At 66.5% G+C, this 25,830-nt stretch carries 21 protein-coding genes; 11 read left to right on the forward strand and 10 right to left on the reverse strand.

Going from position 1 to position 25,830, the window contains the following annotated elements; all coding sequences use genetic code 11:
* Positions 1-70: 70 nt before the first annotated feature.
* Complete coding sequence (locus tag ACZK5G_RS01850; RefSeq protein ID WP_478465126.1) at positions 71-1,237, reverse strand: PQQ-dependent sugar dehydrogenase; 1,167 nt, start codon at positions 1,235-1,237, stop codon at positions 71-73.
* A gap of 170 nt (positions 1,238-1,407) precedes the next feature.
* Between ACZK5G_RS01850 and yiaA the strand changes: the two genes are divergently transcribed.
* A complete protein-coding gene (gene yiaA, locus ACZK5G_RS01855) occupies positions 1,408-1,860 on the forward strand; it encodes an inner membrane protein YiaA (RefSeq protein ID WP_478465127.1) in 453 nt (150 codons plus the stop codon).
* Positions 1,861-1,912: 52 nt separating this feature from the next.
* Here yiaA and ACZK5G_RS01860 read toward each other — a convergent pair whose 3' ends face one another.
* The 6 genes from ACZK5G_RS01860 to ACZK5G_RS01885 all read right to left on the reverse strand — a co-directional run bounded on the left by ACZK5G_RS01860 (position 1,913) and on the right by ACZK5G_RS01885 (position 8,409).
* Positions 1,913-2,242, reverse strand: coding sequence for a hypothetical protein (locus ACZK5G_RS01860; protein WP_478465128.1), 330 nt, complete (start codon positions 2,240-2,242; stop codon positions 1,913-1,915).
* A gap of 110 nt (positions 2,243-2,352) precedes the next feature.
* Positions 2,353-3,654, reverse strand: a complete 1,302-nt coding sequence (locus tag ACZK5G_RS01865) for an APC family permease (RefSeq protein WP_121504728.1) — start codon at positions 3,652-3,654, stop codon at positions 2,353-2,355.
* A complete protein-coding gene (locus tag ACZK5G_RS01870) occupies positions 3,651-4,412 on the reverse strand; it encodes a L,D-transpeptidase family protein (protein WP_478465130.1) in 762 nt (253 codons plus the stop codon). The genes ACZK5G_RS01865 and ACZK5G_RS01870 overlap by 4 nt, the downstream gene beginning before the upstream one ends.
* Positions 4,413-4,427: 15 nt before the next feature.
* Complete coding sequence (locus ACZK5G_RS01875; RefSeq protein WP_478465131.1) at positions 4,428-5,276, reverse strand: MurR/RpiR family transcriptional regulator; 849 nt, start codon at positions 5,274-5,276, stop codon at positions 4,428-4,430.
* A gap of 601 nt (positions 5,277-5,877) precedes the next feature.
* Complete coding sequence (locus ACZK5G_RS01880) at positions 5,878-6,972, reverse strand: dipeptide epimerase (protein ID WP_478465133.1); 1,095 nt, start codon at positions 6,970-6,972, stop codon at positions 5,878-5,880.
* Complete coding sequence (locus tag ACZK5G_RS01885) at positions 6,973-8,409, reverse strand: C40 family peptidase (protein ID WP_478465135.1); 1,437 nt, start codon at positions 8,407-8,409, stop codon at positions 6,973-6,975.
* A 132-nt stretch (positions 8,410-8,541) separates the two neighbouring features.
* Here ACZK5G_RS01885 and ACZK5G_RS01890 point away from each other — a divergent pair, with 132 nt between their 5' ends.
* The 9 genes from ACZK5G_RS01890 (at position 8,542) to hglS (ending at position 19,485) form a co-directional block, all read left to right on the forward strand.
* Positions 8,542-10,032, forward strand: a complete 1,491-nt coding sequence (locus ACZK5G_RS01890) for a transglutaminase-like domain-containing protein (protein ID WP_478465137.1) — start codon at positions 8,542-8,544, stop codon at positions 10,030-10,032.
* Between the two features lie 51 nt (positions 10,033-10,083).
* On the forward strand, positions 10,084-13,107 hold the full coding sequence (locus tag ACZK5G_RS01895; protein WP_478465138.1) for a TonB-dependent receptor: 3,024 nt from the start codon (positions 10,084-10,086) through the stop codon (positions 13,105-13,107).
* Between the two features lie 55 nt (positions 13,108-13,162).
* Positions 13,163-14,716 carry a serine hydrolase domain-containing protein gene (locus ACZK5G_RS01900; RefSeq protein ID WP_478465139.1) on the forward strand — a complete coding sequence of 518 codons (1,554 nt, stop codon included), beginning with the start codon at positions 13,163-13,165 and terminating at the stop codon, positions 14,714-14,716.
* The gene (locus ACZK5G_RS01905) at positions 14,649-15,362 is read left to right on the forward strand and encodes a M15 family metallopeptidase (RefSeq protein WP_164079975.1); all 714 of its coding nucleotides are present in this window, start codon (positions 14,649-14,651) and stop codon (positions 15,360-15,362) included. The genes ACZK5G_RS01900 and ACZK5G_RS01905 overlap by 68 nt, the downstream gene beginning before the upstream one ends.
* A 210-nt stretch (positions 15,363-15,572) precedes the next feature.
* Entirely contained in the window at positions 15,573-15,944 is a 372-nt protein-coding gene (locus ACZK5G_RS01910; RefSeq protein ID WP_032968343.1) for a hypothetical protein, read from the forward strand.
* Between the two features lie 232 nt (positions 15,945-16,176).
* Positions 16,177-16,587 (forward strand): EF-hand domain-containing protein, encoded by a 411-nt coding sequence (locus ACZK5G_RS01915; RefSeq protein ID WP_004139214.1) that lies wholly within the window; start codon positions 16,177-16,179, stop codon positions 16,585-16,587.
* A 95-nt stretch (positions 16,588-16,682) separates the two neighbouring features.
* Entirely contained in the window at positions 16,683-17,435 is a 753-nt protein-coding gene (locus tag ACZK5G_RS01920) for an HAD family hydrolase (protein ID WP_125895882.1), read from the forward strand.
* 31 nt (positions 17,436-17,466) lie between these two features.
* Positions 17,467-17,955, forward strand: coding sequence for a hypothetical protein (locus ACZK5G_RS01925; RefSeq protein WP_478465141.1), 489 nt, complete (start codon positions 17,467-17,469; stop codon positions 17,953-17,955).
* 165 nt (positions 17,956-18,120) lie between these two features.
* Positions 18,121-19,485, forward strand: a complete 1,365-nt coding sequence (gene hglS, locus ACZK5G_RS01930; protein WP_478450346.1) for a 2-oxoadipate dioxygenase/decarboxylase HglS — start codon at positions 18,121-18,123, stop codon at positions 19,483-19,485.
* Positions 19,486-19,647: 162 nt separating this feature from the next.
* On the opposite strand, the gene ACZK5G_RS01935 is transcribed toward hglS, so the two are convergent.
* On the reverse strand, positions 19,648-21,162 hold the full coding sequence (locus ACZK5G_RS01935; protein WP_012509864.1) for an acetyl-CoA hydrolase/transferase family protein: 1,515 nt from the start codon (positions 21,160-21,162) through the stop codon (positions 19,648-19,650).
* 384 nt (positions 21,163-21,546) lie between these two features.
* On the opposite strand from ACZK5G_RS01935, the gene glnE reads away from it, so the two are divergent.
* Positions 21,547-24,342 carry a bifunctional [glutamate--ammonia ligase]-adenylyl-L-tyrosine phosphorylase/[glutamate--ammonia-ligase] adenylyltransferase gene (gene glnE, locus ACZK5G_RS01940; protein ID WP_478465143.1) on the forward strand — a complete coding sequence of 932 codons (2,796 nt, stop codon included), beginning with the start codon at positions 21,547-21,549 and terminating at the stop codon, positions 24,340-24,342.
* Between the two features lie 322 nt (positions 24,343-24,664).
* Here glnE and ACZK5G_RS01945 read toward each other — a convergent pair whose 3' ends face one another.
* Positions 24,665-25,225 (reverse strand): queuosine precursor transporter, encoded by a 561-nt coding sequence (locus ACZK5G_RS01945; RefSeq protein WP_107432970.1) that lies wholly within the window; start codon positions 25,223-25,225, stop codon positions 24,665-24,667.
* 75 nt (positions 25,226-25,300) lie between these two features.
* Positions 25,301-25,816, reverse strand: coding sequence for a hypothetical protein (locus tag ACZK5G_RS01950; protein WP_004139500.1), 516 nt, complete (start codon positions 25,814-25,816; stop codon positions 25,301-25,303).
* Positions 25,817-25,830: the final 14 nt, after the last annotated feature.

Raw genomic sequence — 25,830 nt, forward strand, 5'->3', positions numbered from 1 at the left:
ACGCAGACGGCCCCGCGTGCGGGGCCGTTGCGGGAAAACGTGCCGGCCAGCGGCCGGCACTACCATCCTGTCAGGTTTTCGGGGTGAGCTTCAGCAGACGCGCCTTGTTGCCGTCCTCCAGCAGCCACAGTGCGCCATCCGAGCCCTGTTCCACTTCGCGGATGCGCTCGCCCATGTTGAAGCGTTCGGCTTCGCGCGCGCTGTCACCATCGAAGGCCACGCGCACCAGCGAGGTGGACGACAGGCCGCCGATGAAGCCGCTGCCCTTCCACTGCGGGAACAGGTTGCCGCTGTAGATCACGAAGCCGGCCGGCGAGATGACTGGCGTCCAGGTCACCTTCGGGGCGGCGAACTCCGGGCGGGTATCGTGGTCGGGAATCGGGCGGCCGTCGTAGTGGTTGCCGTTGGAGACGATCGGGTAGCCGTAGTTGGCGCCGCGCACGATCAGGTTCAGCTCGTCGCCGCCGGCCGGGCCCATCTCGTGCGCCCACAGCTTGCCGTTGGCATCGAAGGCCATGCCGAGGATGTTGCGGTGGCCCAGCGACCACACCTGCGCGGCCACGCCGCCCTGCGAGGCGAACGGGTTGTCGGCGGGCAGGCTGCCGTCGTCGTTGAGGCGGATGATCTTGCCGAGATTGCCGCCCATGTCCTGGGCCGGATCGAACTTCTGCCGCTCGCTGGAGCTGATCCACAGCTTGCCGTCCGGGCCGAAGACGAGGCGGTGGCCGTAGTGGCCCTCACCACTGACCTTGGGGCTCTGCCGCCAGATCACCTTCAGGTCCTTCAGCTCACCGCCACCGTTGGCGTCCAGCGCCAGCGTGGCCCGGGCGACGGCGGCACCGCGGGTGTCCAGCGTGCCTTCCTCGGCGTAGCTGACGTAAACGACATGATTCTGGGCGAAGTCCGGGTGCAGGATGATGTCGCCGAAACCACCCTGGCCACCGTAGGCGACCTTCGGAACGCCGGTGATCTCGTGTTTCTGGCCGCCGGCCAGGTCCAGATGCTGCAGCTTGCCGCGCTTTTCGGTGACCAGCAGGCTGCCATCGGGCAGGAAGGTCATTGCCCACGGCTGGTCGAAACGAGTGATTTCGGATGCGGTGAACGGTCGCTGGTCGGCAGCGTCTGTGCTGGCAGCGGCAGCTTTCTGCCCACTGGCATCGGGGCCGGCGGCACTGCAGGCCGTGGTGGCGAGGATCGGCAACAGGCCGAGGACGAGCAGCAGGGGCGTGCGGGTCATGGGTATCTCCAGCGGAAGGGGATGCGGATGGCCAGGCTCTCCCTTGTATACCACCGGGGCGGTGACGGTCCTGGCCCGAAGGTCCTGTTTCCCCCTGTGCGGCGGCGGCGGGATCGTCTAGGGTGGGTTCGCCCGGGCAAAGCATGCCCGCCTGACTGCAAGGAACCGCAATGAACGCACCGATCATCCATCGACCCTCGCCGGCCTTCATTGCCGCCTCCTGGGTGGCCCTGCTGCTCGGCGCGGTGGCCTACCTGATAGGCCTGTTCAATGCGGAGATGCCGCTGAACGAGAAGGGCTACTACCTCACCCTGCTCCTGTTTGGCCTGTTCGCAGCGGTGTCGCTGCAGAAGAGCGTGCGCGACCGTGTCGAGGGCATTCCGGTCAGTGGCCTGTACTACGCGCTGTGCTGGTTTGCATTGCTGTCGGCGCTGCTGCTGCTTCTGGTTGGCCTGTGGAACGCCACTCTGGTGCTGAGCGAGAAGGGCTTCTACGGCATGGCCTACGCGCTGTCGCTGTTCGGTGCGGTGGCGGTGCAGAAGAATACCCGCGACCTGATCGCCGCCGGTGGCGGCGAGAGCAAGCGCAGCACGGCCGTGCCGCCGCTGCCGGAACAGGAATGATGCAGCAATGGTGGCGCCGGGCATGGCCCGGCGTTGCCGCATATCGGGTCCGTCAGGGGTCGCGTGCCAGGCGCGGTTCCACCTGCTGCGCTTCCTCCCAGCCACGGCGCACGGCACTGCGTGCCTGCGCCCAGTCCAGGCGGCTGCGGCCGCGTTCGCTGGCCCAGCGTGATTCCAGCTCGCGTTCCACTTCCTCGTAGGCGCGGATCATGTCCTGCGCACGTGCGGCGTGGCCGATGCGGTAGGCCGGCTCATAGTCCTCGAAGAACAGCTGGTCGTCGTAGTACGGCTCGGCGGTGTAGCGCTCGCGCCAGTAGTTGCTGACCGCATCGCGCGGTGTGCTGTCGTCCGGTACGCGGCCGGGAATCTGGTACTCGGTCATGGAAGGGCTCCGTTGTGGACGAAACCTGATCGTGCCTGCGAGGCGGTTAACGGCCCGGTCCGGCAGCGTGATCGCCAGATCAATCCGCCGGGCATGGCCCGGCGCTCCGCTCACCCGGCGTCGGCATCCTTGCGCGGCAGCTTGTAGATCACCGCGCCGATGGCAAACGCGACCAGTGCAGCGGCAATGTTCTGCCAGCTCGCACTGGCGAACAGGGCAACACATAGCAGCAGCGCCAATACCGGAATCAGTGGGCCGCCCGGCAGCTTCAACGCACCAGGGCGATCGGCATAGCGCTTGGCCAGCACCAGTACTGCAGCGGCAGTACCGATGTAGGCGAACAGGCGCGTGGTCATCGACAGCAGCGCCAGCTGCACGAACGAACCGGACAGCGCCAGGCCGAGTGCGATCAGGCCCTGGCACAGGATCGATGCGGCCGGCGTATGGAAGCGCGGATGCACCTGCGCCAGGATCTTCGGCCCGTAGCCATCGCGCGCCAGCGCGAACAGGAAGCGCGGGCCCATCATCATCGTGTTGCTGTTGGTGCCGAGGATGGAGATGGTCGCGCCGATGGTCAGGATCAGCGCCAGCGCCTCGCCACCGAAGCCGGCGGCGGCATCGGCCAGCGGTGTGGCCGAGCTGGCCAGGCCGGCCAGCGTGCCCTGCGCCACCACCTGCACCGCGCCGTAGATGACGGTGACGGTGATGATCATGGTGATCAGGGCGAATGGAATATCGCGGCGCGGATTGCGGTACTCGCCCGCTGCTGCCGGAATGTTCTCGAAGCCGGCGTAGGCGTACAGCAGCAGCAAGGCGGCTTCGCCCATGCGCTGCAGGTCATGCGGGTCCGGGCGCTGGCCGGAGAAGGCCAGCTGCGGATCGATGTAGAACGCACCGATGGCCACGAACAGCAGCAGCGGCAGCATCTTGCCGATCACCAGCACCACGCCGGTACGCGCGGCCGAGCGTACGCCGATGATGTTGACGCCGGTCAGGAAGCCCAGCGACACCACGATCACCGCGATGCGGCCCATGCCGGCGCCGGCCCACGGCCAGAAGCGCGCTACGGCATCGGCCAGCGCGTTGCTCAATGCGGCCGCCGAGCTGATGCGGGTCAGCCAGATCATCCAGCCGATCTCGAAACCGGCGAAGCGGCCGAACGCCTCGCGGGCATACAGGTAGCTGCCTCCGGGTTCATCGAAGTAACTGGCGGCCTGCGCGTAGCAGAGCACCAGCAGCGCGACGACGATGCCGGCGGCGACCACGCCCCACAGGCTGAAGGGGCCGAGCAGGGCGACGGTGGCGGCCGGCAGCAGGTAGATGCCGCTGCCGATCACATCGTTGATCGACAGGCCGACGATCTGCCAGCGGCTGACCGCGCGCTGCAGCTGCGGTTCGTCCTGCGCGCTCAACGGGCGTCTCCGCTCAGTGCGGGCAGCTGCCACTGGGCCTGCAGGCGCGTGTACTCGGCGCGCGGCAGCAGCACGAAGCGCGGCGTATCCTGCGGGCGCAACCAGTCCAGCAGCGCCTGCATGCGTGGCTGCGGCATGGCGGTGCAGCCAGCCGTGGCCTCACCGGGCGCGCGCCACAGATGGGCGAAGATGCAGCTGCCCTTGCCGGGCTGGTTGTCCGGGTTGTGGGCAATCACGAAGCCTTCCTGGTAGCGCACGTCGCCCTGGTTGTGAAGGTCCAGCCGCATCGGCTCGGTGGAGCCCTTGACCGCGGCGCTGCCGACCTTCCTCGCATCGACGATGCGGTTGTAGAACGGTGAACCGGGCACATCCATGCAGTAGCTGCTTTCAAGCATGGGCTGGTAGGCCATCGCGGTGCCGGGGCGGGTGATGGCATAGCCGAAGGCGCTGCCGAGCGCGAACACGCCGGCCGGGCTGCGGCCATCGCCTTCCTGCTTCTGCGGGCCTTCGCCCTGTGCCGGATGCAGGCCCAGGCCCCACGCGCTGCCGGTACGGCCGAGCGCGACCGGGAAGGCCTGCCCGTGCGCGTGCCAGCCCTTGCCGTCGCGTACATAGGCCTGCAGCTGCCCCTGGGTGCTGTCCCAGTTGTCGCTGGTAACCACGATCAGCTGGCGTGCACCATCGAGCGGCGCGGCGTGGGCGGACATCGCTGCAGAAAGCAGCAGGGCAGTGGTGGCAAGGCGGACCAGCGATTTCATCAACGTGCGCTCCGGTCAGGAATCCAGCAGGTGGTCGATCCGCTCCAGGTTCACCGCGAGCTGCTGCTGGCGATCCGGATTGGCGTGGCAGAGCAGCACGAACAGGAAATCGAGCAGCGCGTGCATGGCGCTACGGTACAGCAGCTGCGCGACCTGCGGCGTGCGGTCGTGCGCACACACCACCAGCGTTGCATCAGCATGCGCGCGCAGCGGGTTGGCGGTGTGGCGGGTGATGGAAATCACCTTGCCACCCATGTCCTGGAACTGCCGCGACAGCTGCGAAAGCTGGGGCAGGTTGCCGAACTCGGAGAACATCAACAGCGCGTCGCCCGGGCGTGCCGCCGACAGGTTGGCCAGCATCAGGATCGGGTCGGTATGCGGCACCACCAGCAGGCCGAGCAGCGACAATCGCATGGCGAACTCACGCGCGTACAGGCCGTCATCACCCAGGCCGTACACGAACAGCTTCGGCGCGCCGTCGATCAGCTGCACGATGCGCTCGATTTCCCCGCGCGGGTTGGCCTGGCGGGTTTCCTCCTCGGCCAGGGCCTTGCTGCGGCGCAGGGCCTCGCCCAACCGCAGGTAGTCGTCGCCGCTGTCGGGTTCGCTGGGCGCCTGCTGCGGGTCGGCACCGGCGCGAGCCACATCCTGGCCGATCGAGTACTTCAGGTCCGGGTAGCCCTTGAAGCCGAGCTTCTGGCTGAACTTCACCACGCTGGACTGGCTGATGCCCAACGCGCTGGCCAGCTGTTGGGACGAGTAGTCGCGCAACAGGTGGGCATTGTCGAGAATGAAGTCGGCGATGCGACGCTCGATGGCCGACATCTGTCCGCGCTCGGAGCGGATCTTCAGCAGGGGCGGCATGCGGGGAGTCCGGGCATGTGTAGGCGCATTGCGGTTGGTCGCGTAGAGCGTGTCATGGAGTGGGTCGGGCGGGTGGGGTTTGCAGGGGACGCCGTGAATCCGTCCATGGAGGCTTGGCCGCGCTTGCTCGTTTGCGCTGTCCTGCGCAAACGGCAAGACCGGGGTTGGGCGTCCTGCCCAACCCGCCCGAGGCATGCCTCGGGCCCATGGCGCGGACACCCCTGCAAACCCCACCCGCCCGACCTCGGACACATCGCGCGCGTGCCAGCCGCGAAGGGGTTGCGGGGTAGGGCAGAAGCAAGAGCAGGTGCATCCACGCGTGGCATGGATTTACTGGGTGCAGCTGTTGCTTTGGACGTTGAGTCCGCCTTGTAGCGAGCCGAGCACCGCAGGTCCGGCGAGGGCGAAGAGGCGCGGGTGTCTGAGCGCAGCGAGTTCCGCGCCGTCCCTCGCCGGACCGAGGAGCACAGGGCACCGACGTGCGCAGCACGTCGGCTCGCGGCCGGCGGAGCGTTTCTTTTGGTTACTTTTCTTTTCGCGAAAAGAAAAGTAACGTCCGACCCAAAGTCAGTTGTACGCCAGGCCAGCCGCAAGGCAGAGATCAACCCAGCATCTCCAGCCCGCGCACTTCGGTGATGCCCAGCCCCGGCACGTCGCTGATGCTGATCTCCGATTCGTTGAAATGCACACCGCCACTGACCGGGTCGAACTGGCCCAGCGAGGGGCCGTCGAGGTCGACCTTGGTGATCACATCGCTCTTGGCCACCGCCAGGTGCACGGCCGCGGCCACGCTGATGCTCGATTCGATCATGCAGCCGATCATGCAGGGCACGCCGTAGATACCGGCGATGTCGGCGATGCGGATCGCGTTGGACAGGCCGCCGGTCTTCATCAGCTTGATGTTGATGATGTCGGCCGCGCGCTGCTGGATCAGGTCCATCACCTGGCTCGGGCTGAACACGCTTTCGTCGGCCATCACCGGCGTGTTGACGCGGTCGGTCACGTACTTCAGGCCACTGATGTCGGCCGCCTTTACCGGCTGCTCCAGCAGTTCCAGCACCACACCGGCCTCTTCCAGCGTGCGCATGGCATGCACCGCCTGCTTGGCAGTCCAGCCCTGGTTGGCATCCAGGCGAAGCAGGGCGCGGCCTTCCACGGCGGCGTGGATCGCCTTGACCCGTTCGATGTCCAGACCGATGTCCTTGCCGACCTTGATCTTCAGCGACTCGAAGCCGCGCTCGATCGCCGACAGCGAATCGGCCACCATCTTGTCGATGTAGTCCACGCTGATGGTGATGTCGGTGGTGATCACCGGGTCGCCGCCGCCCAGCATCTGGTACAGCGGCGCGCCATGCAGCTGTGCCCACAAGTCGTACAGCGCGATCTCCATCGCCGCCTTGGCGCTGGTGTTGCGCTCCATCGCGGTCTGCACCAGACCGCACAGGCGATTGAGGTTGGCCACGTCCTGGCCGATCAGGCGCGGCGCAATGAAGTGACGGATCGCTTCGATGATCGAGCCGTGCGTATCGCCGGTGATCACCGCCGTGGCCGGCGCTTCGCCGTAGCCGGTGTGGCCGGTGTCGGTGCGGATCAGCACCACTACGTCTTCCACGGTTTCCACCGTGCGCAGGGCAGTCTTGAACGGTGTTTTCAGCGGCACGCGCAGCATGCCCAGTTCGATGGCAGTGATCTTCATTCAGGGGGTCTTGGCACGCAGGCGTTGGATGTTGGTGATGCGGTCGATGTAGCGGACGCTGTCGCTGGCCATCATCGGCTCCAGCGGGGTGACCGAAACACCATTGAGATGGGCCTGCACACGCTTGCCGTCAGCACCGAACCAGCTGCCGCCCGCCGTATCGTGGATCACCCATGTGCGGCCGTCGACGTGGCCGATGGCCATCATCACGTGGCCGGGGATGTAGACCAGATCGCCCACCTGCAGATCGGTGACGGCGCGGTCGCGCACGTCCTTGCCGTCCTTGCCGGTGAACGGTACGCGGTCCAGCGCCGGACTGACCGCCTGCGCGCTGGTATTGCGCGGTAGGAGCACGCCGAAGCTGCGGTAGATCTCGGAAACGAAACCGCTGCAGTCGCGGGTGTCGTAGTCGTGGCCCCAACCGTAGCGCTCGCCGAGGAACTTGAAGGCCTGCTGCAGCAGCAGGCGTGGGGTCAGCGGCAGGTAGTCGGCGGCGGTGTCCTGCGAGCGCGGCAGCAGCGCCGGCACCAGCTTCAACCGGCCATCGGCTTCGCGTACCGGCAACTGCACCACCCACGCGGCGTGCGCCTGCTGGCCGTTCACCGGCTCTGACGCCGGCCAGTCGGCCAGCACCGGCAGCCGCACGCCCATGTCCAGCTGCAGGCGCGAGACGCGTGGTTCTTCCGGGGTGTAGGCAGTCTGCGCGGTGGCGCCGGTGACGATCCGGTACGGCCCCTTCGCGCCGTAGCCGAGCACGGTGGCTTTGTCGCCGCTGGCGATGGCATCGGTCTCGATCCACGCGCTGTAGCGTTCGCTGTGCACGAACAGCCAGCGGCCATCGGCACTGCGGTGGACCACCGCGACCTTGTCGCCGGGGAACAGCGCCGACTCCTGGAAGCGATCGATGTCGGTGTCACCGACGCTGCTGAAGACGCGCTCGCGGGTGGGGAAGGTGCGCAGTGCGGCGCGCTTCACCACCAGCCCGTATTGCGGTGTCGTCTGCGCGGGAATGGACTGCAGGCCCAGATTGGCTTCGGTCGCGCTGCGCAGTGCCGTCGCAATGGCCTGGCCCTTGTCGTTGTACAGAGTGCGGGTGGGCCAGCTCGACAGCGCGGTGATGCTGGCACGCACCGTCGCCGCATCCAGCTGGGCTGGCAGTGTGGCGATGTCCTGGATGTGGCTGTCCTGTGCCTGCATCCGCGCGTTCTGTGCCTCGATCTGGCTGCGGTCCAGGATCGGCACGTCTGCGTTGTCCAGGCGCGCGGTCCAGTACTGCGGGGTGAGGTAGGCCTCGTGCAGGCCGATCACATAGGGCAGCGGCGCGCCCGGGTCGGGCGGCGGGGCCGCCTGTGCAAAGGCCGGTGCGGCCAGCAGGCACAGGGCCAGGGTCAAGCGGCGTGGCCAATGCCGATGCCGTTCGCGGGAAGCCAGGATCATGCGCTGCACACCCTCCTCGAATGCCTGTTGGAATATTTATTCCTTTTGGCATCGAAAGCAAGAATAAATTATTGACCGGCATCCCGGCCCGTGTTACACAGCCGTTACCACCCGCGCTGGGGAAGTGTCGCTGTGGATCCTGCCGTTCGCAAACCACGTCTGCCTGCCACTGCCGGCCTGTGTGCCGCGCTGCTGCTGTGGGCGTGGTCGGCGGGAGCGGAGCCGCCACCCTCGGCCATCCAGTTTGCGCGGGTCGTGCAGATGATCGACGCGGGACGGTTCTCCGAAGCCGGCAGCGAACTGAACACCTGGTCGGCTGCGGACGCGGCGGAGCCTGGCGTCAGTTTCGACGACATCGCGTTCCAGGAAGAACGCATGCGCCGCATCCGCCTGGATCTTTCCCTCGACGAAACCGCCGCCAAGTCTGCCGTGCGCCGCTGGATTCCGGACCTGACCGACGAGGAATTCGCGCGCTGGGATCAGCTTGGCCTGATCGAGCATCTCGACATCGATGGCACGCGTTGGTATTTCAAGCGCGCACCGTCGAACCTGTTCCTGCTCAGCCATGAAGCACGCGCACGCCGCCGCGCGGATGCACCGATGTCGCCGCCGGGCCCGAACGAGGTGCTCAACGCGCACCACGCGCGCGTGCTTGCCGCAGCGGAACAAAGTGGCCAAGCGTCGGTACTGCCGCAGCGCATTGAATTCACCCAGTCGCTCACGGTGAAAGCCGATGCCGTCCCGGCGGGTGAAACCGTACGCGCCTGGATTCCATACCCGCGCGAGATCCCGGGCCAGCAGGAACAGGTGCAGTGGCTGGGCAGCACCCCGGGCAAGGCGCGCGTGGCGCCAGCCAGCACCCTGCAGCGCACGGCCTATCTGGAAGCCAAGGCGGTGGCCGGGCAGCCGACCCGCTTCGAGGTCCGCTATGCGGTCACGATCCTGGCCCGGCATACCGCGATCGATCCGGCCAAGGTGCAGCCGACACCGGCCGATCCGGCACTGAAACCCTACCTGGCCGAGCAGCCGCCGCACGTGCGATTCACGCCGGCGCTGAAGCTGTTCTCCGACCAGGTGCTGCAGGGGGAAACCCGCCCGTATGAAGTGGTGCGCAAGCTGTTTGCTGCCGTGGATCGCATTCCATGGGCCGGTGCGCGCGAATACTCCACGATCAGCAACATCAGCGATTACGCGCTGCGTGCCGGACATGCCGACTGCGGCCAGCAGACGCTGTTGCTGATCGCGCTGCTGCGCATGAACGGCATTCCCGCGCGCTGGCAGTCGGGCATGGTGTTCTCCGACGATGGCAGCGGCTACAACAACCTGCATGACTGGGGGCAGGTCTACCTGGCGCCGTATGGCTGGCTGCCGATGGATGTGACCACCGGCGCGCTGGCCAGCGACGTGCCTGCCCTGCGCGATTTCTACCTGGGTGGCCTCGACGGCTACCGCATCGCCTTCAACGACGATTTCGGCCAGCGCTTCGTGCCGGCCAAGCAGCACTTCCGCTCGGAAACGGTCGACTCGCAGCGCGGCGAGGCCGAGTGGGCAGGCGGCAACCTGTACTTCGACCAATGGAGCTACGACTTCCAGTGGCGGGTACTGCCAGCCGGGCAACGCTAGCGCGACACATCGCATTCCACACCATTCAATTCTTGCAGGAGAGAGCAGGGGATGAAGGCTTACAGCATCAAGCGGGCGGCGTTGTGCGTCGCCCTTGGGGCGTGTCTGGGCGTGATGCTGCCCGGCACCGCAATGGCGCAGAACGTGAGCGGCGCGGTGGCGGGCCGTGCCACCGCCGGTGATCAGGTGACCGTGGTCAGCAACAGCACGGGCCTGACCCGCTCTGTCACGGTCGGTGCCGATGGCAGCTATCGCCTTGGCCAGCTACCGGTGGGCGACTACCAGTTGCAGCTCAGCCGTGATGGCCAGAAGCTGGGTGATCAGGTTGCTGTCAGCGTCGCGATCGGCGGCACCACCACGGTCAATCTGGCAAGCGGCGGCGGCGTCACCAATCTCGATGCACTGCAGGTGGTCGGCACACGCGTGGTCAATCGCGTGGATGTCTATTCCACCGAAACATCCTTCAACATCAATCGACAGGAAATCTCGCGCCTTCCTGTGGCGCAGGACCTGTCTGCGGTCGCACTGATGGCGCCTGGCGTGGTCGGCGGCAACTCGTCCTTTGGTGGCTTGTCCTTCGCCGGCTCGTCGGTGGCTGAAAATGCCGTCTTCATCAATGGCCTGAATGTCACCGACATGTACACCCGTCGCGGCTTCAGTACCGCGCCGTTCGCCTTCTTCAAGGAGTTTCAGGTCAAGACCGGCGGATACTCGGTCGAGTTCGGCCGCTCCACCGGTGGCGTGATCAATGCGGTGACCCGTTCGGGCAGCAACGAGTTCGAAGGCGGCGTGGAAGTCACCGCTGAACCCAGTGCATGGCGCTCCAGCGGCGGCGACCACTTCCATCGTGATGGAACCCCGCATTCGTATGGCAGCCGCGACAACAACTCGTTCCTGAAGACCAACGTGTGGGGCTCCGGCCCGATCATCAAGGACAAGCTGTTCCTGTTCGCGATGTACGAAGACCGCAGTGACAAAGGACACAACACCTCGTCCGATGGCAGTACCTGGTTCAAGAACGATTCCGGCAACGGCTTCTGGGGTACCAAGCTGGACTGGAACATCAACGACAACCATAGCCTGGCGCTGCTGGCGTTCTCCGACGAAGGCGACGTCACCAATGCCTCGTATGGTTACAACTGGAACGCCGACCAGCTCGGTGCATGGGGCGGTGATTCGGTCACCGAGACTGGGGGGCGCAACTGGTCGGCCACCTATACCGGCCACTTCGGCCAGAACTTCACCGCCCGCGCCATGGTCGGCCAGAACAACCAGCGTGCATTCACCAATTCGTCGCTGGATCAGGCCTGCAGCCCGGTGTTCACCGACAGCACCTATGGCCCGCGCCTGGGCAAGCTGCAGGGCCTGCGCGCAGGCTGCCACCCCACCGGTACGGCAGTGGCCGAGCGTGACGATACTCGTGACGTGGCGCGACTGGACTTCGAATGGCAGCTGGGTGATCACCTGCTGCGCTTCGGTGTCGACCGTGAGTTGATGACCACAAAGCAGTCCACCCGCTACCCCGGTCCGACCGAGTTGAGCTACACGGCCTACGTAGCGCGACCTAGCGATGAAGTCTGGGACGGTGCCAATGCCTACGTGCCAGCAGGCGTTACCGAAATGCTGCGTGCGCGCAACCGCAAGTCGGGAGGCACGTTCGAGACTGAAGCCAATGCCTTCTACGTGGAAGACATCTGGAACATCACTCCGAACCTGATGCTCAACCTCGGCGTGCGCTGGGACCGTTTCGAAAACCGCACCGCCGCCGGCAAGGCGTTCATCAAGATGGACGACCTGGTCGCGCCGCGTGTGGGCTTCTCGTGGGACATGCGCGGTGATGGCAGCACCAAGCTCTTCGGCAACGCCGGCCGCTACTACCTGCCGGTTACCAACAACATCAACGTGAACTTCGCCGGTGGTCTCACCGACGAATACAGCTATTACGTGCTCAATGGCTGGGAACAGAAGACCTCGCCGACAGGCTCGCCGTACATGGCACCGATCGTCGGCCAGCAGATCGGGCCGACCGACACCCGCATGAACACCGGCGGTGCCGACCTGCGCCAGAGCGTGGACCGCGATCTCAAGGCGGTCTACCAGGACGAGTACATCCTGGGCTTCCAGAACATGATCAACCAGGCGTGGTCCTGGGGCGTCAACGCCACCTATCGACGGATGACCCGTGCGCTGGATGACATCCGCATCAACTACACCCCGTGCGGCCCGACCCCGAGCACGCTGTGGCCGATCGCCAATCCGGGCGAGAGCCTGACAATCTGGGGCGACAAGAGCATCGGCTGCGCCAACGAAGGCTGGATCACCATCGATACCGCCAACAGCGGCTATCGCAAGGGCGGCAGCGGCGAGGTGATCGGTTACTCCAAGCCCAAGCGTACCTACAAGGCGCTGGAGTTCCAGATCGACCGTGCATGGGACGAGAAGTGGATGTTCAACGCGTCCTACCTGTGGTCGAAGAGTGAAGGCAACTTCGAAGGACCAGTGAACTCCGATACCAACTACGGTGATACCGGCATGGTCCAGTTCTGGGACCACCCCGCCACCAACGAGCGCTACGGCGTACTGTTCAACGACTTCCGCCACCAGTTCAAGCTGCGAGCTGCGTACGCACTGAACAAGCAATGGTCCTTCGGCACCACGTTGCAGGTGCAGTCCGGTGGCCCGATCACTGCGTATGGCGTGATGTGGCCAAACGACTCCATCGCCGGTGGCAGTACCTCCAGTGAAGGTAGTGGCGGTGGCACCGGTTGGCTGTGCGTGGCCAACTGCTCCGGCCCATACAACCAGCGACAGTTCGAGTACAGTCCGCGCGGCGCGTTCGGTCGCCTGCCATGGACGTGGACCATGGGCGCCAATGTGACGTGGCGTTTGCCGGTGGAAGGCATCGACCTCAGCGCACGGCTGTCGGTCTACAACCTGTTCAACAATCAGAAGACCATCAACGTGCACCAGCGCTATGAAGCGCAGCCCGGCCAGTACCGCGAGGCGACGTTCGCCACCGGGACGCGCTGGCAGGCTCCGCGCTATACACAGTTGGTGGTGACCTGGAATTTCTGAGGCTGCATCCCGTGCCGTCCGTGTGGGCGGCGCGGGCATTGGAAGGGAAGCGTGCATGCATCATCTGCTGATCCTCGCGGCGGCACTGGCCGCACCCTCCCCTTCGGCGGTCGATACCGCATCCATCGATGCCGATGTCGCCGCCGTGGTCCGGGCCGAGCATCTCCCCGGGCTGGCGATGGCGGTGGTCGAGAACGGACAGGTTGTCTATCGCCATGCCGAGGGCGCGCGTGGCGATGGCGCCCGCATTGACGAGGACACGCTGTTCAAGATCGCCTCCAACAGCAAGGCGATGACCGCGGCGCTGCTGGCGAGGCTGGTGCAACAGGGCAAGCTGCGCTGGGACGATCCAGTGCAGCGGCACCTGCCCGGTTTCCGCATGCATGACGCATGGGTGGGCCGGCAGATGCAGGTGCGCGACCTGCTGATCCACAACAGCGGTCTCGGCCTGGGCGCTGGCGACCTGATGCTGTGGCCGGAACCGAACACGTTCACCCGCGCCGACATCATTGCCGGACTGGCGCACTTGAAGCCGGTCAGCAGCTTCCGCAGCCACTATGCCTACGACAACCTGATGTACGTGGTGGCCGGCGAAGTGGCCGCTGCGGCGGGTGGCAAATCGTACGACCAGTTGATGCGCGAGCAGGTGTTTGAACCACTCGGCATGACGCGCTGCCAGGTGGGGGCCTGGTCGGTGAAGCGCGTAGGCAACGTCGCGCAGCCACATGCCTGGCGTCGTGATCGCAATGAGGTGGTGAACGCTGACGGTGCGATCAGCCCGAACCTGACCTCGATGGCGGCAGGCGGCATCCGCTGTTCACTGCGCGACATGACGCGCTGGATGCAGGTGCTGCTGGATCCTGCGCTGGTGCCGGACTGGCTGGGCAGCGAGCAGCGGCGCACGCTGTGGACCCTGCACATGCCGATGCCGTTGGGTGAACGCCAGCGGCGCTGGGACAACGCGCATTTCTACGGCTATGGCTATGGGTGGCGTGTGTCGGACATGGACGGGCAGTGGAAGGTGGCGCACACCGGCACGCTGTCGGGCATGTACTCGTCGCTGGCGCTGCTGCCCGACCGCAAGGTGGGCGCGGTGATGCTGATCAATGGCGAAGGCGAGGACGCGCGCACGGCCCTGATGCAGGCCACGCTGAAGCGCTTCACCACACCCGACGATGCGCGCCCGGCGATGGCGTACCTGGCCGAGCTGAGGGCAGACCAGGCAACGCGGGCGGCGACCGGCCATTTGCGGCCGTCCACTGTTGCGGCGCAGGAGACGAGCCGCACAGATCTGCCGCACTGGCAGGGCCGTTACCGCGATCCGTGGCTGGGCCCGGCCTCACTGTGCCCGGGCGCGGATGGCCTGCGCTTCAGCGTGGACAAGTCGCCCCGGCTGCAGGCCACGGTGCTGCAGTTGCAGGGGCGTTGGCTGCTGCGCTGGGATACGCTGGGCGAAGACGCACAGGCCTGGCTGCAGCCCGGTGACGGTGCGCCGCCCACACTGGACCTGCGTGCCATCGACCCGGACATCGACTTCAGCTATGACTTCCAGGACCTGCATTTCACTCGTACTGGCGACTGCCCTGGCAGCGAGCGCCAGCGCCGCTGAGCCGCCGCGTGTTTCGCCGGCCACCGATGCCGCCAGCGCCGGATTCGTGGAGATCCGCACGTTGTCGCCAGGCATCGAGATGGACATCCGCTACGCCGGCGCCAACAACTTCACCGGCGCGCGCGTGCCGGGTTACGAGGCGCCGTCCTGTTACCTGCTGGCGCCGGTGGCGAAGGCACTGGCACAGGTGGAACAGGACCTGCGCGCGGATGGCTTTGGCCTGCGCCTCTACGACTGCTACCGGCCGGTGCGTTCGGTGCAGGCCTTCATGGCCTGGGTGAACGATCCGCGCGAGCGCTCGCGCAAGGCTTTGCAGTACCCGGATCTGGACAAGCCACGGCTGCTGGCCGACGGCTACATCGCCGAGCGCTCCGGCCACAGTCGCGGTGCCACGGTGGATCTGGGGCTGCTGGATTGCGGCAGTGGTGCATGTAGGCCGATGGACATGGGTACCGACTTCGATTTCTTCGGGCCACGCGCGCATACGCAGACGAGCGGGCTGAGCGCTGCGCAGCAGGCGAACCGCAAGCAGCTGGTGCAGGCGATGGCGCGCCGTGGTTTCGTCAACTATCCGCAGGAGTGGTGGCACTACACCCTGCAGCCCGAACCGGACCCGGGCACCGCATACGACGTCCCCGTGCGGTAGGGACATCGGCAGAGGGGCGCTGCTGTTGGTAGGTGTCGACCTTGGTCGACACGGTAGATCCACACCATGCGTGGATGCTCTTCGTTCAATCATCGGAGTATTCGATTTCGATGGGGATTCATCCACGCATGGCGTGGATCTACCGGGGCTACCGGATTGGGTCCGAGGCAGATCCCTTACACTGGCCGCCATCCCACCGTTGCCCACCCGATGAACCTTCCCCTGCACTTCGGCCTGCTCGGCACCCTGGAAGCGGGCGCCATTGCCCTGCTGGTCGGGCTGCTGGTGTACTTCCTGTGGTCGCAGCTGTGCCGGCTCCTGCACTGGACGGTCGGCCACGCGATCGGCTGGTCCTGCGTCATCGCCGTGATCATCTCTGCCGGCATCGATGCCTGGAAGCTGTTCTACATGGGCATCGTGCGTCTGGAGTCGCCCCTGTATGCGCGCCTTTTCCTCGCCACCATCCACGATCCGAACGAACTCGGCAGCCGCGTAGTGCTGGAAATCGCCGGTGCGCTCGCCGGTGTTGCCCTCGGCTGGGTGGTGTTCAGTTCGCGGTCATCGGCTCAGAACGTCGACTGACGCAGGTTTTTCGTTCGCTGCCGGTTAAATCAGGCAGCGCTGAATGCGCAGCTTATGAGCCACTCACTTCGTGCTAACCACCGCGCTAAAGCATGCGTGGAGGTGAGTGGTTAATCGTGCGTGTTGACGCCGGTCGCGGGGCAAAATCGATTCAGAAAAGCGGTGGCAGGGTAGGTGCCGTGCGGAGACAACACGCCGCGCAACACCACCCAATTGGTAGGAGACACCCCTGATGACTATTCGCAACCGCAAGCCCCTGATCGCCCTGATCGTCGCCGCCGGCAGCGTGCTGGCCATTCCGGCGATGGCCCAGTCGGCCAAGCAGCAGGCCGCGCAGGCACAGAACGAGGCCGCGCAGGCGCAGCAGTCGGCGGCACAGGCAGGGCAGGCGGCTGACCAGGCGACCAACGCGGCCGCAGCGGCTTCGGCACAGGCCAATGGCGGTGGCCAGACCTGGGCCAGCATCGATACCGATGGCAACGGCACCATCAGCAAGACCGAGGCGCAGGTGAACGCAGGCCTGGCCCAGGTGTTCGACCAGGCCGATACCAACAAGGACGGCGAGCTGAGCGCCGATGAGTACAAGGCCTACGTGGCCGCCCAGCAGGCTGGTGCAGGTGCCGGCGCGGCGCAGGGCCGCTGATCCACGCCTGATTCGGGAAGACCGGTGCATGGGGACCCGGGCGGCTGCGGCCGCCCGGGTTTTTATCGTCACCAGCACCCCTGTATCCTTGTGCGATGAACACCCCCACGCCTGCGCCGTCGCGCGCCATCGGCCTGGTCGGTTTTGACGGTGACGATACGCTGTGGAAGAGCGAGGACTACTACCGCAAGGCCGAGCAGGATTATCTTGACCTGCTGTCGCGCTACGTCGACGTGCATGACACGCAGACCGCGCGCCACCTGCTGGAAGTGCAGCAGCGCCACCTGGGCACCTTCGGTTACGGCGTGAAGAGCATGACGCTGTCGATGATCGAAGCGGCCATCGACATCACCGGCCAGCGCATCGAGGCCAAGGACATCCAGCGCATCCTGGAGATCGGCCACGACACCCTGCGCCACCCGGTCGAACTGATCGACGGTGTGCGCGAAGCGGTGGCGGCCATCGCCGAGCACTACCCGGTGGTGCTGATCACCAAGGGCGACCTGTTCCACCAGGAAGCCAAGATCAAGGTCGCCAACCTGGCCGAGTTGTTCCCGCGCATCGAGATCGTCTCCGAGAAGGACCCGGAGACCTACGCCCGTGTGCTGGCCGAGTTCGACCTGCCGATGCAGCGCTTCGTGATGGTCGGCAACTCACTGCGCTCGGACATCGAGCCGGTGGTGACCCTGGGCGGCTGGGGCGTGCATACCCCGTATGCAGTGACCTGGGCACACGAGACCCAGCACGGCGTGGCCGACGACGAACCGCGCATGGTCACCGCCGACACCGCCCACGATTGGCCGGCCGCACTGGCGGCGATCGAGGCCAAGGCCTCGGCGGCGGCCTGACAGGACCCGGCGGCTGCGGCAGAATCGGGGCATGAACGTCCGACTGCGCGCACTGTTGTTGTCCTTGCTGCTGGTGCCGGCCACCGTGCTGGCCCAGCAGACCGCCGAGCGTTCGGCGGCCTACACGGTGGAAACCGGTGACCGTTGGGTCGATGCCCAGCTGCAGGACATCAACCACTACGCCGAACGCTACCCCGACGCCTTCCTCGACGAGGTGTCGCGCTATGCCGGCGTACCGCGCGGCTACATCAGCGCGCTGTTCACCACCCATGGCTGGCAGGCCGGGGACATCTACTTCGCCTGCTTCTGGGCCAAGGCCAGCGGCCAGACCTGCCGCGACAGCGTGCGCGCCTTCAGCCAGGACCCGGAGGGCGGCTGGGAGGCGGTGGTGAAGCGCATGCCGGCCAAGCCGGACAACCTGCATTACCGCGCCGTGCGCCATGCCATCGTGGCCAGCTACCAGCACTGGGACCGGCCGATCACCCTGGATGCCACCCTGAGGCGCCAGCTCAAGCGGTAGTGCCGGCCGCTGGCCGGCAACTGCACCCTTCCAGGCATCCCGAGGTTGCCGGCCAGCGGCCGGCACTACCGATTTCCTTCATGTTGCTCTGCATATCGCCGCGGCCCCGCGCTCCGGCGACAATACGGGTTCGAGCTGTTCCCCGTTCCCGTAATCGAGTGACTGATGAGCGCCTCTTTCGTTTCGCCTGATGTGATCCGCCGCCTGTTCGCGCAGGCCATGTCCCGCATGTACCGCACCGAAGTGCCGCTGTACGGCACGCTGGTGGAACTGGTGGAGCGGATCAACGCGCAGGTGCTTGACCAGGACCCTGCGCTGGCCGCACAGCTGCAGCGCAACGACGAGCGTGCGCGCCTGGATGAAGAGCGCCACGGCGCGATCCGCGTTGGTACCGTGCAGGAACTGGCCACGCTGCGCCGCCTGTTCGCGGTGATGGGCATGTACCCGGTCGGCTACTACGATCTGTCCGTGGCCGGCGTCCCGGTGCACTCAACCGCGTTCCGCCCGCTCACCGGCGCAGCGCTGGCGCAGAACCCGTTCCGCGTGTTCACCTCGCTGCTGCGCCTGGAGCTGATCGAAGACGAAGCGCTGCGTGCCGAATCGGCAAAGATCCTTGCACGTCGCCGCATCTTCACCGAGGGCGCGCTGGCGCTGATCGAGCAGGCCGAGCGTGACGGCGGGCTGTCGCAGGCCGATGCCGAGCGCTTCGTCGATGAAGCACTGGAAACCTTCCGCTGGCACGGCGATGCCACCGTCGATCTGCCGACCTACCACGCGCTGCACAACGCGCATCGGCTGGTGGCCGACGTGGTCAGCTTCCGTGGCCCGCACATCAACCACCTGACCCCGCGTACGCTGGATATCGACGCGGCGCAGGCGGCGATGATCGAGCATGGCATGGCGGCCAAGGCGGTGATCGAAGGCCCGCCGCGCCGTGCCTGCCCGATCCTGCTGCGGCAGACCAGCTTCAAGGCACTGGAAGAAGCCGTGCAGTTCCCGGACAGTGAGGGTGGTGATGCCGGTACGCATACCGCGCGCTTCGGCGAGATCGAACAGCGTGGCCTTGCGCTGACCCCGAAGGGCCGCGCGCTCTACGACCAGCTGCTGTCGCAGGCACGCGATGCCGGTGGCGAAGGCAGCACCGGCGGCGACTACGGCCAGCGCCTGCAGGCGGTGTTCGCCAGCTTCCCGGATGACCATGACACGCTGCGCCAGGAAGGGCTGGGCTATTACCGCTACCAGCTGACCGATGCCGGCCGCGCCGCGCCGGAGCGCGTGGCTGATCTGCCGGCTGAAGTGCTGGTGGCCGCGGGCCTGGCCACCGCCGACCCGATCGTCTACGAGGATTTCCTGCCGGTCAGTGCGGCGGGTATCTTCCAGTCGAACCTGGGCGGCGAAGAACAGCGTGCGTATGCCGCACACGCCAACCGCGAAGCCTTCGAGCAGGCGCTGGGCGTGGCGGTGAATGACGAGTTCGAGATCTACGAGCGGCTGCAGGCCGAATCGTTGGCGAGCCTGCGCACCGCGTGAAGGTAGAGCCGGCCGCTGGCCGGCTGTTCTGGGGAGCCGGCCAGCGGCCGGCTCTACCCGATGTCCGTGCCTGGGATCATGGCGCTGCCCTCTGTAGAGCTGAGCCATGCTCGGCTGCCGAGAAAAGCAGTCGAGCATGGCTCGACTCTACAAAAGCGGGTCTCAGCCCTTCATCGTGCCGGTATCCAGCCAACGCTGGTGCCACGACAACGCTTCCGGCAGCAGGTGCGGGGTGTGCTTGCCGTAGCTCTCGCGGCTGGCGCGGTCGAAGTAGTCCTGCAGCTGCGGGCGGAAATCCGGATGCGCGCAGTTGTCGATCAGCACCTGCGCGCGCTTGCGCGGAGTCAGGCCACGCAGGTCGGCCAGGCCCTGTTCGGTGACGATCACCGACACGTCGTGTTCGGTGTGGTCGACATGGCTGGCCATCGGCACGATCGCCGAGATGGTGCCGTTCTTCGCGGTGGACGGGCTCAGGAACGCCGACAGGAAACCATTGCGGGCAAAGTCGCCGGAACCGCCGATGCCGTTCATGATCCGCGTGCCCATCACGTGCGTCGAATTGACGTTGCCGTAGATGTCCACCTCGATCATGCCGTTCATGCCGATGCAGCCGAGGCGGCGCACCAGTTCCGGATGGTTGGAGATCTCCTGCGTGCGCATGATGATGCGCTCGCGGTAGAAATCGATGTTCTCCTTGAACGTCTCGTTGGCCTGCGGGCTCAGCGCGAAGCCGGTGCACGAGGCATAGCTCAGCACGCCGTCGCGCAGCAGGTCGAGCATGCCGTCCTGGATCACTTCGGTGAACGCGGCCAGGTCGCGGAAGCCGCTCTTGGCCAGGCCGGCCAGCACCGCGTTCGGAATATTGCCCACGCCCGACTGCAGCGGCAGCAGGTTCGGCGGCAGACGGCCCTTCTTCACTTCATGCTTGAGGAACTCGATCAGGTGCGAAGCGATCTGCTCGCTGGTCGCATCGATCGGGCTGAACGGGCTGTTGCGGTCCGGGCCGTTGGTGCGCACCACGGCCACGATCTTGTCCGGGTCGCAGCGCAGCGCGGTGTCGCCGATGCGGTCGTTGGCGTTCACCAGCGGAATCGGCTTGCGGTGCGGCGGCAGCGCGGTGCCGTAGTAGATGTCATGCATGCCGTCGACGCCGGCCGGCTGCCATTCGTTGACCTCGACGATCACCTTCTTGGCCAGGTCCAGCCAGGTCTTGTTGTTGCCGACCGAGGTGGAGGGCACCAGCGAACCGTCTTCGCGGATGGCCGAGACTTCGATCACGGCGGTATCGATTTCGCCATAGAAGCCGAACCACACGTGCTGGGCCACGTGGCTGAGGTGGATGTCGATGTAATCCAGCTTGCCCTCGTTGATGCGGTTGCGCGCATCCGGGTCGCTCTGGAACGGCATGCGCATGGCGATGCCATCGGCCTTGGCCAGCGCGCCATCGAGTTCCGGCGCGGTGGAGGCGCCAGTCATCAGGCTGATCTGGAAGGGCTGGCCCTGGGCATGCACCGCCTCGATGCGGCGGGCCAGTTCGACGGGAACGGCCTTGGGATACCCGGAGCCGGTAAAGCCGCTCATGGCCACGGTTTCACCGGGCTGGATCAGCGCGGCTGCGGCCTCTGCGGAGACCACGCGGTCACGAAGACGCGCGTTGGCGATGCGATCAACAGACATGACGACACGTGTTGCTGGGGGGAATTCCGATTATCGGCCATCCTCATCCGTACGGGGGGTTCTACCTTCGTGGAATGGCTTTTCCCGCAGGGGTCACCCAAACCCGCCGGTTTTGTTTTGCAGTGCAGCGTGCAAAGTGCTTTCGCAGCCCGCACGATGGACCTGCATCCCGACGTGGGGGAGGGAGCAGAGCCCGCTGGCAGTTCGCTGCAAGCGGGCTTTTTTATTGCCTGTCGTCCAGTATGAATACGCGGTCTCCATTATCGGTAGTGCCGGCCGCTGGCCGGCAACCCCAGTAACCTTCGGCAGGATCATCGGATCTGCCGGCCAGCGGCCGGCACTACCGGGTCCGTTGCGTCCCGGCCGGGTCGATACAATCAGCCCATGACCCTCGCCCCCGCTGACCTGCCCGCCTCCCTGCAGCCTCTTGTCGACCGCGCCCTGGCGCGTCTGGCCCAGGTCCTGCCCGAGCCCATCCCGGCCGACCTGCTGCCGTTGCTGACCCGGCTGGCGGTGACCAGTGACTTCGCGCTGGAAACCCTGGTGCGCCAGCCGGGCCTGCTGGCACAGCTGGCCTCGCCCGGCTGCCCGCCGATCCCGGCACCGGTGCTCGATCCGCTGCAGCCCAGCGACTGGCCGGCGCAGCTGCGGCGCTGGCGCACGGCGATGTCCACGCGGCTGATCTGGCGCGACCTGACCGGTCTGGACGACGTGGCGCAGACCCTGGTCGGCGCCACCGCCCTGGCCGAGGACTGCCTGCGGCTGGCACTGGATGCCCTGCAGCAGGAATTCGCCCAGCGCCATGGCGTCATCGCCGATGAACAGGGTGCGCCGCAGCAGCTGGTGGTGTTCGGCCTTGGCAAGCTGGGCGGTGGCGAGCTCAACTTCAGTTCCGATGTGGACCTGGTCTACGCCTATCCGCACGGCGGTGAATCCGACGGCCCGCGCGCGTTGGCTGCCGAGGAGTATTTCGCGCGCCTCGGCCAGCGCCTGGCCAAGCTGCTGGATGAAACCACCGTCGATGGCTTCAGCCACCGCGTCGACCTGCGCCTGCGCCCGTTCGGCAGCGCCGGCCGCGTTGCACTCTCGTTCGCGGCGATGGACCAGTATTTCCAGCGCGAGGGCCGTGATTGGGAACGCTATGCGTGGCTGAAGGCGCGCGCGGTGGCCGGCGATATCGAGGCCGGTGAGGCGTGGCTGCAGACCCTGCGCCCGTTCGTATACCGCCGGTACCTGGATTTCACCGCGCTCGATGGCCTGCGCGAAATGAAGGCGGCCATCACCGCCGAAGTCGCACGCCGCGAACTGCACGACGACATCAAGCGTGGCGCCGGTGGCATCCGCGAAATCGAATTCCTGTGCCAGGCGCTGCAGCTGATCCGCGGTGGTCGTGAACCGGCATTGCGCGAGCGTCGGCTGCTGGTGGCGCTGGACGCACTGGTGGCCGCCGGGCAGATCGCGCCCGAGGATGGCAGCGCGCTGCGCGAGGCGTACCTGTTCCTGCGGCGCCTGGAAAACCGCCTGCAGATGCTGCGTGACGCGCAGACTCACGTGCTGCCCAGCGACGCACTTGACCGCGAACGCATCGCCGTCGGGCTCGGCTACCCGGACTGGGAGGTGCTGCGCGCGGCGCTGGCCGAACAGCAGCAGCGCGTCAGTACCGAATTCGCCGCGTTGCTGGCACCGCGCAAGGGCCAGGCCGCGCCCGACGCGCTGGCCAACTACTGGCGCAGCCTGCCCGAAGGCAGCAACGCACCGCTGCTGGCCGAAGCCGGTTTCCTCGATGCCAACGGCGCTGACCAGTCGCTGCGCGACTTCGCCCAGGGCACCGGCGTGAAGTCGTTGTCCGATGCCGCGCGTGCGCGGCTGGATCGCGTGCTGCCCGCGCTGCTGCATGCGGCCACGCGTTCGCCGCAGCCGGATGCCGCGCTCAAGCGCGTGCTCGGCCTGCTGCAGGCGGTGCTGCGCCGGACGAGCTATCTCGCCTTGCTGGACGAACAGCCCAGCGCACTGGCGCGGTTGGTGGACGTGCTGGCGCGCAGCGCGCTGCTGGCCGAACGGTTGGCGGCGTATCCGCTGCTGCTGGACGAACTGCTGGACGTGCGCGTGTCCGGGCCGATGCCCGATGCCGCCGGCATGCTGGCGGAGTGCCAACAGGTACTGGCAGTGGAGGATCCCGAATCCGCACTGCGCTGGCTCAATGAAACGCGGCTGGCACTCAGTTTCCGCATGGCGATGGCCACGCTGGATGGCCGCCAGGGTGCGGTGGACAGCACGCGGCAACTGGCCGAGCTGGCGCAGGCCGTGGTGGTCACCGTGTTGGCGATGGCCGAAGCGGACATGCATGCCGCACACGGCGAGATTCCCGGCGGGCGTTTCGCGATCATCGGCTACGGCAGCCTTGGTGGGCTTGAGCTGGGCTTCGGTTCCGATCTGGACCTGGTGTTCCTGCACGACAACCCGGCCGGCGTGGATGCCAGCAATGGCGCGCGTCCGCTGGAGCCGGGACGCTGGTATGCGCGCCTCGCGCAGAAGGTGATGGCGCTGCTCGGTGCGGTGACCGCCGCCGGGCGCCTGTACGACATCGACGTGCGCCTGCGCCCGGATGGCGGCAAGGGTTCACTGGTGTCTTCGCTGGCCAGCTACACCGAATACCAGCGCGAACGCGCGTGGACCTGGGAACACCAGGCACTGGTGCGCGCGCGTGGCGTGGCCGGCGATGCCAGCCTGCTGGCCGACTTCGAGCAGGTGCGTGCGCAGACGCTTGGGCGTGAGCGCGACACGGGTGTGCTGTACGCGGACGTGCTGAAGATGCGTGGCCGCATGCGCACCGAACTGGACCGCAGCGATGCCGCGCGGCTGGACCTGAAGCAGGGTGCCGGTGGCGTGGTGGACCTGGAGTTCCTGCTGCAGACCGGCGTGCTGGCGCGCAGTGCGCAGCACGTGGCGTTGCTGCAGCCGCGCGATACGCCATCGTTGATCGATGCGTTGGCCGTTGCTGGTTTCCTGCCGGAAGACACGGCGCAGGCATTGCATGGAGCACATGCCACGCTGCTGGACGTGGGCCTGGCCTGCACGCTGGATCGACGTCCGCGACTGGCACCGACCACGCCCGCGATTGAGGAGGCATGTGCCGCGATTACCGCCGCGTGCATCGCCGCGGAGCTGCCGTTCGCCTGAGTGGGTGCAAATGCTGCAACAACTTTGGGTGAGTACCGACCGTTGGTCGGCACCATCTGTCGGCAGCGATGGGTTCTGCAGGGCGTGCCGACCAACGGTCGGCACCCACCGGATCATTGGCCGGCGATGACCCGCTGTTGGTAGATGCCAACCTTGGTTGGCATGAATGCAAAGCGCCAACCAAGGTTGGCAGCTACCAGATCAATGGCTCGGCGATGGTCGCCGTTGGTAGGTGCCAACCTTGGTTGGCACAACCCATCCGCGTTCATGACCCCGGCAACAGCGTGCCAACCAAGGTTGGCACCTACCAGAGCAACGGCGGTCAGCTGGTGGTGCGCAGCGGCGCCATCTTCCACAACAGCGCGCGGAACGGGGCCAGCAGGCAGACGCCGATCGCCAGCTTCACCGCCAGGTCGCCGGCAGCCCAGCTCACCCACGGCAGGGTCGAACCGGCAAACGCGATCGACCAGAAAATGGTGGTATCCACCGTCGCGCTGCAGGTGGTGGCCACCATCGGTGCGCGCCACCAGCTGCCACGGCGCAGGCGGTCGAACACGGTGATGTCCAGCAGCTGCGCCACGATGAAGGCCGAGCACGAGGCAATGGCGATGCGCGGGGTGGCCACCCAGATCGACAGCAGCACCGCCACCGCGAAACCGATCCACGCCACGCGGCGGGCAGGGCCCGGGCCGAAGCGACGGTTGATCAGGTTGCTGACCAGGAACGCGACCGGGTAACTGAAAGCACCCCAGGTCAGCCAATCGTTGATCGGGTACTGCACCAGTACGTTGGACAGCAGCACCACCGCGCCCATGGCCAGCACCGCCAGCACCAGGGCGCGCGGGGTCAGCGGGGCAAACACAGGGGCAGGACGCACGGACATGGCGAGCCAGGGGGACAAAGGGAACAGCCCATTATCCGCCCGGCCCGCGGCAATGCCAAAACCGGCCGTTCAGCTTTACAGCGTTTCGCTCATCACATCGCCGGCGGCATAGGCGGTCGGCACATAGGCCAGCGCCTGGCCCTGCGCGCTCTTCACGGTCCAGCCGGCACCCGCGTCGGTCGGGTCGAAGCGCACCTGCTGGCCGACGACGAAACCGGCAATCGGGTCATCGCCTGCAGCCGCCGGCCATTGCAGCGTTGCGGTCTGGTCGGCCTTGCCGGGCACCTGCAGGTGTACCTGGCGATCACCGGCTGGCGTGGTGGCGACCTGCTTCACTTCCATCGGTGGCAGCGGCACCGCCGGCGTGCGTGCGGCGACCTTGCCGTTGCGCTCGCTGGCCTTGAACGGGGCCTTGGACAGTTCGGCCAGTCCCATCGACGTGGCCAACGGAATCGACAGCACGATCAGCGACGTGACCAGCACGCTGGTCTGGCCGCTGTTCAACTGCGGCGCGGCGCCGGCATGGACGGTGGGCACCACCAGCGCCGAAAGCAGCAGGGCAGTGGCGGGAACGCGCAGGCAACGGAACATGGAGACCTCCTGGT

Source organism: Stenotrophomonas sp. 62841_Sma, from assembly GCF_056482945.1.